Source organism: Sphingobium sp. TomTYG72 (genome assembly GCF_055394715.1).
The window spans coordinates 1,093,552-1,105,804 of record NZ_AP027336.1; the positions used below are offsets into that span (position 1 = coordinate 1,093,552).

The following is a 12,253-nucleotide window of genomic DNA, read 5'->3' on the forward strand; positions in this document are numbered from 1 at the left end:
CGCTCCTCAGGCCATGCCACGCTGGATGAATTCTACGAGGATCAGCAGCACGCACAGCGCCGCCAGCCCCCCGCTCGCACCGGCAAACCATTTCAGCCGTTGCTTTTCGACCACCCTCTGCGCGGCGCTGACCGTCTGCGTAATGGAACCAATGACCGGCAGGCCAACCGCCCGCTCCAGCCGTGCCGCCGTCGGGAAGCTGCCCTTGAGCTGCCCCATGGCAAAGGCGCTACCAACACCCGCGCCCATCCCTACGATCAGCACACCCAGCAGCAACAACGGCCGGTTGGGCGCAGACGGCGCGGTGGGCGCACTCGGCGGATTGATCACCCGGAACTGGACGGAGCCCGTCTCGGTCTTCACATCGCCGCGCAGGCGCACATCCTCACGGTCGGCCAGCAGCTTGTCATATTGGGTCTTCAGCACCTCATAATCCCGATCGAGCTTTTCCTGCTCGGCGGCGAGGCCCGGCTCATCTGTCTGGCGCGAGGACATGGCGTTAAGGTCAGCCTGAAGCTGCGCCTTACGCGTTTGCAGTGCCTGAACCGTCGCCGCGCGCTCGGCCTGCATCGACTTAATCGACAGATAAGCAGGGTTGGGCGAACCAGCCGCCCCGCCACCGCCACCACCCTGACGGCGCAGCGCATCGACCTGCCGCTGGGCCGCGATCACGTCCGGATGGTCGGCTGTCCAGCCCCGCGCGCGCATTCCGGCAAGGTCCGCCTGCGCCTGCGCCAATGCAGAAGGACCGCCCGACGCGCCAACCCCCGGCAACGTCTGCGGCGTACCGGCAAGCTGGCCGTTCATGGCACTGAGCGCGCTCGAAGCCTGCACCAGCTGCGATTCGATATTGTTGATCTCCATCCGCGCCGCATCCATGCGCTGGCCGATGGACCCCGCGCCCGGCAGCATCCCGGCATAGCGCTGCTCGAACTCGACACGACGCTGTTCGGCGGCGGCCAATTGACGACCGCGCGCCGCGATCTGCTGGTCAAGGAAGGCAAGGCTCTGCTTGGTCTCGACCCGGTCGGACGACAGATTGGTTTCCTGGAAAATCTCGATCAGCTTCTGCACCGCCTGCTGGGCGATCCGCGCATTGGCGCCGTCCGACAGGCTGGAGTCGGCCGACTTGGCGCTAATGTCGATCATGCTCGGATCAGCCTGCGCCATCACGGTGATGCCTTCGCGCAGCGCCGTGATCTTGGCCGCCATGTCGTGCGGGCCGCTCACCGTCTGGTTAAGGTCGGTCTCCTTGACCACCCGCTCCAGATTGGCGGTGCTCGCGAGCGTCTGGCGCACGCGATCAAGATCCTGCTGCGACTGGACCTGCGTGATGCCGACCTTGTCCTGCAACAGCGACTGCGTGTTCACATAAACGCGCGCCTTGCTCTCATAGCTGTTGGGCACCAGGGCCACGCCCAGCCACCCCAGCATGCACACGCCCCACGCCACGCCCAGCGCCAGCCAGCGCCGGGTCCAGATGCCGTGAAGGGCGATCAGCAATTCGTCGTAAAGACCGGCCATATCAGAACATGCTTTCCGGAATGATGATGACGTCGCCCGGCGCCAGCATGACATTTGCCTTGCTGTCGCCGCGCTTCAGCAGGTCGCCGATACGAACGTTGAATTCCTGCTGCTTGCCCTGTTCCTTGTTGAAGCGAACCAGCCGCGCCCGGTTACCCGCCGCATATTCGCTGAGGCCCCCGACAGAAATCATAGCGTCAAGCAGCGTCATGTTCGCACGATAGGGAATGGAAGCAGGCTTTTCCGTCGCGCCGACGATCCGCACCTGCTGGCTGAACGTGCCGGAGAAATTATTGACGATCACCGAAACCAGCGGATTTTCGATATATTTGGTGAGCGCGACCTTCATGTCGTCGGCCAACTGCTTGGGCGTCTTGCCCACGGCTGGCATGTCGGCGATCAGCGGCGTCGTGATTCGCCCATCGGGCCGCACCTGAACCTTCGCACCCAGTTCCGGATTGCGCCACACGAAGACGGTCAGGTCATCAAGCGGCCCGATCACATATTCCTCGCCCGGCCCTTCCTGCTGCGCCACAAAGGACGCAGAGGGCAACTGGGGACCACCGCCTCCCGAAGCGCAGCCCGACAGCACCAAAGCAGGCAACGATGCGCCGATCAGAGCCCGGGAAACCGACAGGAAACGCATATCTTCACCTCATGACAGGGCCGCACGCCAGCACAGCCGCCAAGCAAGTGAAGCGGCCGCAAAGCGATGGGCTTTGGGCCTCTTCTTGCCGCTAAAGGGTAAAGATACGGTTAGGCGTCAAACTATTGGTATATCAGCCAAGTAATAGTTCGAGCGCGGGCGGGTGCCCCAAAAAGGCGGCGGGACTAGCCGAAGCGCCATAGGCCCCCGCCGCAAAAATTGCGATCAGGTCCCCTTCCACCACCGGCGGCAAAGCAACCTTGTCGCCCAGCTTGTCGATCGGCGTGCAAAGACACCCTACGACCGTGACGGCCTCCTCCGCAGGCGGCGCGCCATAACGGTTCGCCACCGCCATCGGATAGTTGCGCCGCACCACCGTTCCGAAATTGCCGCTCGCCGCCAGTTGATGGTGCAATCCACCATCTACCACGACGAACGTCTCGCCCTGGCTCTGCTTCACATCGACCACACGGGTCAGATAGACGCCAGCCTCACCGACCAGCCAGCGGCCAAGCTCCATCGCGAACTCGCTCTCCGCCAATATGTCCGGGCGGGCGTTCAGCGTCTGGCCCAGCGCCTCACCGATCGGCGCAATGTCCAACCGCTGATCGCCCGGGAAATAGGGAATGCCGAATCCTCCACCCAGATTGACGAGCGGCGGCGCAGCACCCACCGCATCCGAAAGCCGCGCCGCCAAACCCACTGTTGCCGCCTGCGTGTCGATCAGCGCGTCTGCATCCAGCGCCTGCGATCCGGCAAAGATATGCCAGCCCCGCCAGTCAGCTCCCGCATCGATCAACGATCGGGCAAGCCCCGCCGCCCGATCCGCATCGACGCCAAAGGGCTTAGCCCCGCCGCCCATGCGCATACCCGACCCTTTGAGGTCAAAGTCGGGATTGACCCGCACGGCGAGCCGTGGGGTCCGCCCCCGCTTCTCGGCAATGGCAAGCGCTCGCCGCGCTTCCCCTTCCGACTCAAGGTTCAACGTAACCCCAGCGTCGATCGCAGCCGCTATCTCATCGTCACGCTTGCCCGGCCCGGCAAAGCTCACATGCGCGGCGTCCATCCCGGCTTCCAGCGCTCGCGCCATTTCCCCGCCCGAAGCCACATCGAAGCCGTCAACCAGCCGCGCCATGCGTTCCAGCAGCGCCGGATAGGGGTTAGCCTTCACCGCATAATGGATCGACAATTGCGGCGGCATAGCCTCCCGAAAATCGCGCACCTGCCGCTCGACGATCCCCATGTCGTAAACAAACAGCGGCGTGTCGCCCGCTTCGTCAACCAGACTCGCCGCACCGCATCCGCCGACCAGCAACATGCCTTCCTCGCCCTCGAAAAAAGGCGGAACAGGTCCCATCGGCTTCATCTGTCATATTCCTTGGCCAGTGCCACTCGGTCGATCTTGCCATTAGGCGTCCGGGGAAAATCCACCAGCCTGATGATCGTCCGGGGCTGCATGAAGTTCGGCAATTCGGTCTTCAACCTCGCCTCGACCGTCGCCTCGGCATCAACGTCGCCAGATCGGATAAGCAGCAGCACCGCCTGCCCCAACCGTTCATCCTTGATACCCAGCGCGACGGCCTCCGCCACCCCAGGCACCGCTACCGCTGCTTCCTCAATCTCTGTCGGACTGATGCGATTGCCCGAGGATTTGATCATCGCGTCATCGCGCCCAACGAAATAGAGCAGCCCTCGCGCATCCCGCCTGACGCTATCCCCCGACCAGACCGCCATGCCGCCATAGCGAGAGGATGACGGCGCAGGCTTGAACCGCTCTGCCGTACGTACCTCATCCCGCCAATAGCCTTGCGCTACAAGCGGCCCGCAATGAACCAGCTCACCCGCTTCATCATCGTCCGTCAGGCTGCCGTCGGGCCGCACAACCAATATCTCCGCATGCGGTATCGCCGACCCCATCGAGTCTGGATAGCTGTCCACCAAGGCAGGCGGCAGATAGGTCGATCGAAAAGCCTCGGTCAGGCCATACATGGGATAAAGGTCAGCCTTGGGGAAAAGACCGCGCAATTTCGCCACCAACGGCCGGGTGAGCGCGCCACCGCTATTCGTCAGGCGCTTCAGCTTCCCCGCCACTTCCGGCTTCCACTCAAGCTCGGTCAACTGCACCCAAAGCGGCGGCACCCCGGCCAATGTCGTGATGTCACGCTTGTCCACCGACTTCATGACGTCACGCGCCGTCAGATAGTCGAGCGGATAGACGCACCCGCCCGCATACCATGTCGAAAACAACTGATTCTGCCCATAATCGAAACTGAAGGGCAGCACGCACAAGGTCCTGTCCTCGGCACTCAAGCCAAGATAACGAGCCACACTCGCCGCACCAAGCCATAGATTGGCGTGGCTGAGCATCACCCCCTTGGGCCGCCCGGTCGAACCGCTGGTATAGAGGATCGCCGCCAGATCATGCGGCCCGGCCTCGGAGGGCGGCATTCCATCCCCACCGCTCATGGCCGCCGCAGCATCCTCCTCCCGCAACAAACGGCAGTCGCCCGGCACATCATCGGACTTCAATGTATCGAGCCGCGCCGCAGTACCGATCAGCAACAGCGCGCCACTATCGGCGAGGATATGCGCGACCTGCGCATGCTTCAGCAGCGGATTGACCGGCACATGCACCAGTCCCGCGCGCGGGGCCGCCAATGGCATCAGCGCCGCGACCGGCCCCTTGGCAATCCAACTTGCAACCCGCGCGCCCTTTTCCAGCCCGAATCCCGCCAGCCACCCCGCCAACCGACCAAGCGTCGTCTCCAGTTCGGCATAATCCTGCAATCCCGAACGGCCATCCAGCGCCGGACGCGCCGCCTCACCCCGCAACAACAGGTGGTCGATCGGGCGAATTTCCTCGCCATCGATCAGGGCGGCGCTGCTTAACTCCATTTCCAGACTTTTCACCTAAGGCATTGGGACAGTGCCGGGGAGATAATGGTTTGCTGGTCACAAGGGAATACAGCACGATCGCAGATGCCCGGCAGGCGCTGGGCGGACGGATGGATCGCGCCGCGACGGCTTGCTTGTTCGACCGCATCGACTGGTTCGAATCGCTGCACGAACATTGCTTCGCGCATCAGCCCATCCGCGTCCTTCAGGCGATCGAGGGACAGGTCGAGGCATGGCTATTCCTGCTATCGCCCTCTCCCGAGCGGCAGAGCGCGCTTGCCAACTGGTACAGCTTCGCCTGGTCGCCGATATATCTCGGCGATCCTGATGAACCAATGCGCCGCCGTCTGGCAGAGATACTCGCCGCCGAACTGTTCAAGACCGGCCGCCACATCGACTTTTATCCGGTCGGCGATACGGCGGAAATGCTCCTCGATGCCTTCCGGCGTAGCGGCTGGTTCGGCGTACGCCGGCCCATGGGTGGACGCCATATGCTCGCCCTGCACGGCCGTGACTTCGCCGCTTATTGGGCGGATCGGCCAAGCCGCCTGCGCAATCAGGTGCAGCGCAAGGCCCGATCCAGCCGTTTCACCATCGAGATTCGCGATCAGGTCGATGACGCGCTGTGGCACGACTATGTGACGGTACATGCGAGCAGTTGGAAGCAGCCCGAGCCCGGCCTCTCCTTCCTGCGCGCCCTGGCCGAACGTGAGGGTGCCGCCGGAACCCTACGGCTCGGCTTCGCGCGCCTCAACGGCCAGCCAGTGGCGACCCAGTTTTGGACCGTCGAAAATGACGTCGCCCTCATCCACAAGCTCGCACATGATCGCGCTTTCGACGGCGCTTCTCCAGGCACATTGCTCAGCCACGCGATGTTCGCCCACGCCATAGATACCGACAGGGTCAGCGTGATCGACTATGGCACCGGCGACAATCCCTACAAGGCGGAATGGATGGAACAGCGCCAGACGCTCTACCGTCTCGACTTCTTCAATCCGCGATTTGCCTCGACATGGATTCCCGCCGCGCGAACCGCGATTTCCGCCCTTGTGGGCTGAAGGCGGAACGATTAGGTAAGCCCCCCATCATGCGGGCGAAAACCTCTATGCCGGTCGACCGGACAAGCGACATGTCAAACGCAATGCGCGATCTGCTTCGCGATGTGCTGGCCCTGTCGCAGGAACGCGTCGATGCGTTCGACGCCGACACGCCCCTGTTCGGCGCTCTGCCTGAACTGGACTCCATGGCCGTCGCCACGCTGCTGACGGAAATGGAGGACCGCCTCGACATCCTGATCGAGGATGACGACATTGACGGCGAAACCTTCGAGACCTTTGGCACGCTGGTCGCCTTCGTGCGGACGAAGCTAGAGGCCTGAACGCTCCTCAGTCCATCAACCACCTAATCCCCGTTCAGGCTGAGCCTGTCGAAGCCCTTCACTTTACTTAAAAGAAAGAAAAGCCGGCCTTCGGCTCGACAAGCTCAGGGCGAACGGAGGGTAGCGAAACTCCCCGCTCACCCAGCAAAGCGAGGCACGCAACGCGCACCCCGCTCCACGCTTTCTCACTCAGCCGCCATCGCCTCGAAGTCCGCCTCGGCCAAGAACTTCTCCACGTCCAGCGCCGCCATGCAGCCCATACCCGCCGCCGTCACCGCCTGCCGATAAATCTTGTCGCTGACGTCACCCGCCGCGAACACGCCCGGAATAGAGGTCCGCGTCGTACCCGGTTCCACGATCAAATAGCCCTCATCCATCGGCAGCTTGCCCGCGAACAGCTCGGTCGCGGGCTGATGCCCGATTGCCACGAACGCCCCATCAGTCTCGATATGCGAAGCCTTGCCCGTCACCGTATCGACCAGATCGACGCCAACCAGCCCTTCGGGATTGCCGCCGCCCACAAACCGCTCGATCTTCTGGTTCCACAGCACCTTGATGTTCGGATGCGCAAACAGCCGCTGCTGCAAGATCTTCTCCGCCCGCAGCGAATCGCGGCGATGGATCAGCGTGACGTCATGGCTATGGTTGGTGAGGTACAGCGCCTCCTCGACAGCGGTATTCCCGCCACCGATCACCACCACCTTCTTGCCACGATAGAAAAAGCCATCGCAGGTTGCACAGGCGGAAACGCCCTTGCCCTGCAACAGCTGCTCGCCTTCCGTACCCAGCCATTTCGCCTGCGCGCCCGTCGCGATCACCAGAGAGTCGGCAAAATAGCGCGTCCCGCTATCGCCCGTCAGGCGAAAAGGCCGCTCCGACAAATCGACATCGACGATCTGATCATACATCATCTGCGCGCCGACATGCTCGGCCTGCGCCTGCATCTGCTCCATCAACCACGGCCCCTGGATCACGTCGCGAAAGCCAGGATAATTCTCGACGTCGGTCGTGATGGTCAGCTGCCCGCCCGGCTGCATGCCCTGCACCACGATCGGAGCCAGCCCCGCGCGCGCCCCATAAATGGCGGCCGAAAGCCCGGCCGGCCCCGAACCGAGGATCAGCATGCGAGTGGAATGGGTAGCGGTCATCAAATTCCCCAGCTCTTTGGATTCGTTTGTCGGGATGAAATAGGCAGCAGCGCCGGGCGCGCAAGCCTGACTATCGCATGGAATTGCTTGGGCGCGGGCAAGCTCCGCCTCCCCCTGCCACTCCAACCGTCAGTCAATGACGTTAGGCAGGTCCTCAAACCCCTTGCGCAGCGCTGCCGACCAGCTGAGCGAAAGCAGCTGAAATTCCTCGTTATCGGCCTCGATCCGGGTGCGGACGCGGAAATCAAACTGGCCGCGCTCGATCACCGTCAGGTCAAGCGGCATGCCGACCGACAGGTTCGACCGCAACGTCGAATCCATCGACACCAGCACCGCCTTGGTTGCATCCTCTAGGCTCGTCTCGCGCTTGATGATCCGGTCCAGGATCGGCTTGCCATATTTATGCTCACCAATCTGGAAGAAGGGCGTGTCCTCCGTCGCTTCGATGAAGTTGCCCGCTGAATAGATAAGATAGAGGCGCGGCTTGCCCCCCCGCCGTTCCCCCGCGAGCAGGATGGAGGCATCGGCGCCCGATCCCTGCATTTCGATCGTGCTGCGATAATGCTGCTGCATCTCGCACATCGCATCCCCCACCAGTTGCGCCGCGCGGTGCATCGTGGCGCAGTTCAGGATGCTTTCAACGTCCGGATCGACCTGCGAATCCTTGATCGCACGGCCCAGCATCGTCTTGACGCCCTGCGTGATGGACAGGTTGCCGGAGCATAGGAGCACCAGCGCACGCTCGCCCGGCACGCTATAGGTAAAGCTTTTCCGAAAGCGGGCGATATTGTCCATCCCCGCATTGGTGCGGGTGTCCGACAGCATGACCAATCCCTGGTCCACGCGTACCGCCACACAATAGGTCATTGCCCATCGGGCTCCTATATTCGTTCAACCCTGCGGGATGGCTGTCTGAAGGCTTTGTTGCTGCTGGCGTTGCAGCTGCCTTTCTTCCACCCCGTCCTCCGCCTGCGCGATCCGGACGTCGGCGTCAATCCAGATATCGCCCGTCGCCGTCACTGACCCCCGGATGGGCGCCGCCGCATTGGCATCCAGCCCCGACGCCAGTCGCAGGTAACGTTCCGTCACACAAACCCGGTTCGACGGATCGAACCCGACCCAGCCCAGATCCGGTACACACGCCTCAACCCAGGCGTGGGTTTCATGCAGGGCAACCCCGCCCTCCGCCAGCAGATAGCCCGTCACATATCGCGCCGGGATGCCAAGGGCGCGTGCCCCCGCGATGAATATCTGCGCATGGTCCTGACAAACTCCCGCCCCCAGCGCGAAGGCCTCTGCCGCCGTGGTATCCGACGACGTAACGCCACCCCGATAGGCCACAGCATCGCTGACCGCCGCCGACAAGGCATGCAGCCGCGCCAGCGTCCCCTCACCATCCGGCAAGGAAAGCGCCATGTCCCGAATGGCGTTGGAAGCTCGGGTCAGCTGCGTTTCGCGCAGAAAATAGACCGAAGGCACCCGGCCGTTTCCATGTCCCAGAACGCCGCTCGTCTCGCTCGTCTCCGCCAACCCCTCGGCAACGATCACCGCATTGTCCAGCCGGTCATGTCGTATCCAGACAGCCTCCATTTCGCCAAAGCTGTTGCGCCGGAACCCTTCGACCGGCTCGCCATTCACGCTGACCTGCCATTCCAGCACCCTTTGCGACGCCGTATCGATCGGCATCAGCTTCAGGCGCATCGCCACCCGGCCTGCCGTCGCGGCATAACGATAAGTCGTCTGATGGCGGACCAGCAGTTTCAAGGCGTACGACGCTCCTTCATCCGAAATGATAGGTTTGGGCGATCTCCGCGCCCAATTGATTGGTCATCTTCAATCCGCCCAGTACGGTTTCATGCAGACCGACGCGAAAAATCTCTCCGCTGTCCAACTCCTCCAGATCGTTCACCATCTGCCGCACTGTCTCGTGGCACGTGCCCCGCCCATTGTGCCAACCCGCCAGCCGGTTGAGCCGATAGGCAAGCTGTTCATAGCAATAGGCAACACTGCGCGGGAAAAGACGGTTCAGCATCAGGAAATCGGTGATCTGCCAGGGCGTATAGGTGCCGCCATAGACATGGTGATAGGCCCGCGCGCCCGACAAAGCGTAGAGCACCGAGGTCCATTGATAATGATCGCGATTGCCCCCGATCACCTCCGTCTCTGGCAACAGCACATAATATTTGACGTCCAGCAGCCGCAACGTCATCTGCGCCCGCTCCAGCGCGGACCCGGCACGCAGGAAATCATGCCCTTCATTGCGCAACTGCCCGGAATGCGCCGCACCCCGAAACGTCATGACCCGCGTCTTGACCCAATCGATCAGCGCGGGAAGCTGCTGCCGCGCTTCCCCCACATCATAGCTGTCCAGCTTACGCCACCCTTCGTTCAGCGCCTCCCACATATCCTGGGTCAGCATCGTGCGCGCCGACTTGGCATTGGCCCGCGCCTTCAGCAGGCAGGACCGGATGGAACTGGGGTTATCCAGGTCCAGCATCAGATAGGATATGGCGTCCCTTTCGGCCACCTGTATGCCTTCGGGAAATGGGCCATCGACCCCGGTCGCCCGCACAACCGACCGCCACTCATCGCGATGATGTGCCCCCGGCAGGATCGCCATGCGCTGTCCCATGGTAAGCAGACGAGCCGTAGCCTCCGCCCGCTCCATATAACGTGCCATCCAATAGAGATTTTCGGCAGTCCGGCTCAGCATCCCAAGCCCGCCTTTCCGCCCGTCATCCCGCCTCGTTCCGTCATCCCAGCGAAAGCTGGGATCTCAGGCCAAACGGCACGACATAACCTCACGAGATCCCAGCCTCCGCTGGGATGACGATGACTGCGAGAGGTGCTGACACCCACCATCAATCCTGCAACACCCATGTATCCTTCACCCCACCCCCCTGACTGGAGTTCACCACTAGCGACCCTTCCGTCAACGCAACGCGCGTCAGCCCGCCGGGCACCAGCCTGATCTGCTTGCCGACCAGACAATAGGGCCGGAAATCCGCGTGCCGCCCGACCACCGAAGCCGGGCCAAGGGTAGGCACGGTCGAAAGGTCCAGCGTCGGCTGCGCGATGAACTCGCCCGGATTGGCCCTGATCCGCTCCGCATAGGCGGCGATCTCCGCGCTGGTCGACTTGGGGCCGATCAACATCCCATAGCCGCCCGACCCATGAACCTCCTTCGCCACCAATTCGTGCAGATGCTCCAGCACATAGGCGCATTCATCCGGCTTCCCGCACTGCCATGTCTGGATATTGTCCAGGATCGGCTGCTCGCCCAGGTAAAACCGGATCATCTCCGGGACGTAGATATAGACCGCCTTGTCATCCGCGATCCCCGCCCCCGGCGCCGACGCCAGCGTCACCCCGCCATTGCGATACACGTTGAAGATGCCGGGAATGCCCAGCATGCTATCGGGCCGAAACACCAGCGGATCGAGATATTCGTCATCGATCCGGCGATAGATGACATCGACCTGCCTGGGGCCAAGCGTCGTCTTCATCCACACCCGATCCTCATCGACGAACAGGTCTGCGGGCTCCACCAGTTCCACGCCCATCAGATCGGCCAGGAAGCTATGTTCATAATAGGCGCTGTTGAGCGATCCCGGCGTCAGCAGCACGACCACGGGATCACCCTTGCACGCGGGCGGCGCGACTTCCTTCAGGCTCTTGAGCAGTTCAGCGGGATAATCATCGACCGGCGCCACCAGCCCCTGCGCGAACAGCTCCGGGAACATGCGCGTCATGATCTCGCGATTTTCCAGCATGTAGGACACGCCCGACGGCGTACGGCAATTATCCTCCAGCACCTCGAACCGCGCTGGCCCGGTGCGGACAATGTCGATCCCGACGATATGGCTGTACACCTTCCCCGGCGGGGTAAAATCCGCCATCTCGGCAAGATAGGCGCTGTTCTGGTAGATGATGTCAGCAGGCATGATCCCCGCCTTCACAATCTCTCCCCGATGATAGACGTCGTGCAGGAACGCATTGAGCGCCCGCGCCCGCTGCCTGATGCCCCGGTCCAGCACCCGCCATTCCTGCGCGGTGAAGATACGCGGCAATAGGTCGAACGGGATCAGCCGTTCCGGGTCTCCGCCCTCGCCATAGACCGCAAAGGTAATGCCGATCCGCCTGAAGATCGCTTCCGCCTCATCCAACCTGCGGTTGAGCCCGGCGATGCCCGTCCGTTCCACCCAATTCTGCACCTCGGCATAGCAAGGCCGTATCGAACCATCCGGCTCAAACATTTCGTGGAAGGGCAAAGCGTCGATCCTCCCTCGGGCATAGCCCGGTTGTGCATTGCAACATTAGTGCAACGTGCCCGAACGATTGCAAGCGCAAAAAGTCGCAAGGCTATATTTCGCGGCTCGCATTCCCTGGCTCAGAGAATTTACATAGGCGGCACCAAACCCCGTTGACCCCACAAGTCGCTCTGCCTATAGCGCGCGCACCGCAGGGCGACTGCCCGGCGCAGCCCATGGGGCGGAGTAGCTCAGCTGGTTAGAGCAGCGGAATCATAATCCGCGTGTCGGGGGTTCAAGTCCCTCCTCCGCTACCACCTATAATCCACATGAAAATCAGCAGTCGGGGTCATCCTGACGCTCTTTCGCGTCTGACGCCGGGACGTCTGCGCGCTGCCATCCCGGCTGAAAC

General features: G+C 62.5%; 11 protein-coding genes and 1 tRNA gene. 3 read left to right on the top strand and 9 right to left on the bottom strand.

Translation table 11 applies throughout. The features are described 5' to 3' along the window. Positions 1–6: 6 nt before the first annotated feature. From ACZ5U1_RS05590 to ACZ5U1_RS05605, 4 genes are all read right to left on the bottom strand, one after another. Positions 7–1,524: an XrtA system polysaccharide chain length determinant gene (locus ACZ5U1_RS05590; RefSeq protein ID WP_464779726.1), complete on the bottom strand. Its 1,518-nt coding sequence runs from the start codon at positions 1,522–1,524 to the stop codon at positions 7–9. Position 1,525: 1 nt separating this feature from the next. Next, positions 1,526–2,170, bottom strand: a complete 645-nt coding sequence (locus ACZ5U1_RS05595) for an XrtA/PEP-CTERM system exopolysaccharide export protein (protein ID WP_464779727.1) — start codon at positions 2,168–2,170, stop codon at positions 1,526–1,528. Positions 2,171–2,303: 133 nt separating this feature from the next. Beyond that, positions 2,304–3,536 (bottom strand): pyridoxal-dependent decarboxylase, exosortase A system-associated, encoded by a 1,233-nt coding sequence (locus ACZ5U1_RS05600; protein WP_464779728.1) that lies wholly within the window; start codon positions 3,534–3,536, stop codon positions 2,304–2,306. Then, a complete protein-coding gene (locus ACZ5U1_RS05605) occupies positions 3,533–5,065 on the bottom strand; it encodes an acyl-CoA ligase (AMP-forming), exosortase A system-associated (protein ID WP_464779729.1) in 1,533 nt (510 codons plus the stop codon). Before ACZ5U1_RS05605 ends, ACZ5U1_RS05600 begins: the two co-directional genes overlap by 4 nt. 50 nt (positions 5,066–5,115) lie before the next feature. On the opposite strand from ACZ5U1_RS05605, the gene ACZ5U1_RS05610 reads away from it, so the two are divergent. Both ACZ5U1_RS05610 and ACZ5U1_RS05615 read left to right on the top strand, forming a co-directional pair. Then, entirely contained in the window at positions 5,116–6,123 is a 1,008-nt protein-coding gene (locus ACZ5U1_RS05610) for a GNAT family N-acetyltransferase (RefSeq protein WP_464779730.1), read from the top strand. Between the two features lie 29 nt (positions 6,124–6,152). Further along, positions 6,153–6,443, top strand: a complete 291-nt coding sequence (locus ACZ5U1_RS05615) for a phosphopantetheine-binding protein (protein WP_464779731.1) — start codon at positions 6,153–6,155, stop codon at positions 6,441–6,443. 185 nt (positions 6,444–6,628) lie between these two features. Here ACZ5U1_RS05615 and trxB read toward each other — a convergent pair whose 3' ends face one another. From trxB to ACZ5U1_RS05640, 5 genes are all read right to left on the bottom strand, one after another. Continuing rightward, positions 6,629–7,591: a thioredoxin-disulfide reductase gene (gene trxB, locus ACZ5U1_RS05620; RefSeq protein ID WP_464779732.1), complete on the bottom strand. Its 963-nt coding sequence runs from the start codon at positions 7,589–7,591 to the stop codon at positions 6,629–6,631. A gap of 129 nt (positions 7,592–7,720) precedes the next feature. Beyond that, positions 7,721–8,458, bottom strand: a complete 738-nt coding sequence (locus tag ACZ5U1_RS05625) for a proteasome-type protease (protein WP_464779733.1) — start codon at positions 8,456–8,458, stop codon at positions 7,721–7,723. Between the two features lie 24 nt (positions 8,459–8,482). Next, positions 8,483–9,355, bottom strand: a complete 873-nt coding sequence (locus tag ACZ5U1_RS05630; RefSeq protein ID WP_464779734.1) for a transglutaminase family protein — start codon at positions 9,353–9,355, stop codon at positions 8,483–8,485. A 16-nt stretch (positions 9,356–9,371) separates the two neighbouring features. After that, positions 9,372–10,304 carry an alpha-E domain-containing protein gene (locus ACZ5U1_RS05635; protein ID WP_464779735.1) on the bottom strand — a complete coding sequence of 311 codons (933 nt, stop codon included), beginning with the start codon at positions 10,302–10,304 and terminating at the stop codon, positions 9,372–9,374. Between the two features lie 148 nt (positions 10,305–10,452). Further along, positions 10,453–11,862 (bottom strand): circularly permuted type 2 ATP-grasp protein, encoded by a 1,410-nt coding sequence (locus ACZ5U1_RS05640; RefSeq protein WP_464779736.1) that lies wholly within the window; start codon positions 11,860–11,862, stop codon positions 10,453–10,455. A 219-nt stretch (positions 11,863–12,081) separates the two neighbouring features. Here ACZ5U1_RS05640 and ACZ5U1_RS05645 point away from each other — a divergent pair. Beyond that, positions 12,082–12,158, top strand: a tRNA-Met gene (locus ACZ5U1_RS05645). Positions 12,159–12,253: the final 95 nt, after the last annotated feature.

Excerpts from the sequence above, each read along its gene's own strand:
- ACZ5U1_RS05590 (WP_464779726.1), bottom strand. The coding sequence starts at position 1,524 with ATGGCCGGTCTTTACGACGAATTGCTGATCGCCCTTCACGGCATCTGG.
- ACZ5U1_RS05595 (WP_464779727.1), bottom strand. The coding sequence starts at position 2,170 with ATGCGTTTCCTGTCGGTTTCCCGGGCTCTGATCGGCGCATCGTTGCCT.
- ACZ5U1_RS05600 (WP_464779728.1), bottom strand. The coding sequence starts at position 3,536 with ATGAAGCCGATGGGACCTGTTCCGCCTTTTTTCGAGGGCGAGGAAGGC.
- ACZ5U1_RS05605 (WP_464779729.1), bottom strand. The coding sequence starts at position 5,065 with ATGGAGTTAAGCAGCGCCGCCCTGATCGATGGCGAGGAAATTCGCCCG.
- ACZ5U1_RS05615 (WP_464779731.1), top strand. The coding sequence starts at position 6,153 with ATGCGGGCGAAAACCTCTATGCCGGTCGACCGGACAAGCGACATGTCA.
- trxB (WP_464779732.1), bottom strand. The coding sequence starts at position 7,591 with ATGACCGCTACCCATTCCACTCGCATGCTGATCCTCGGTTCGGGGCCG.
- ACZ5U1_RS05625 (WP_464779733.1), bottom strand. The coding sequence starts at position 8,458 with ATGACCTATTGTGTGGCGGTACGCGTGGACCAGGGATTGGTCATGCTG.
- ACZ5U1_RS05635 (WP_464779735.1), bottom strand. The coding sequence starts at position 10,304 with ATGCTGAGCCGGACTGCCGAAAATCTCTATTGGATGGCACGTTATATG.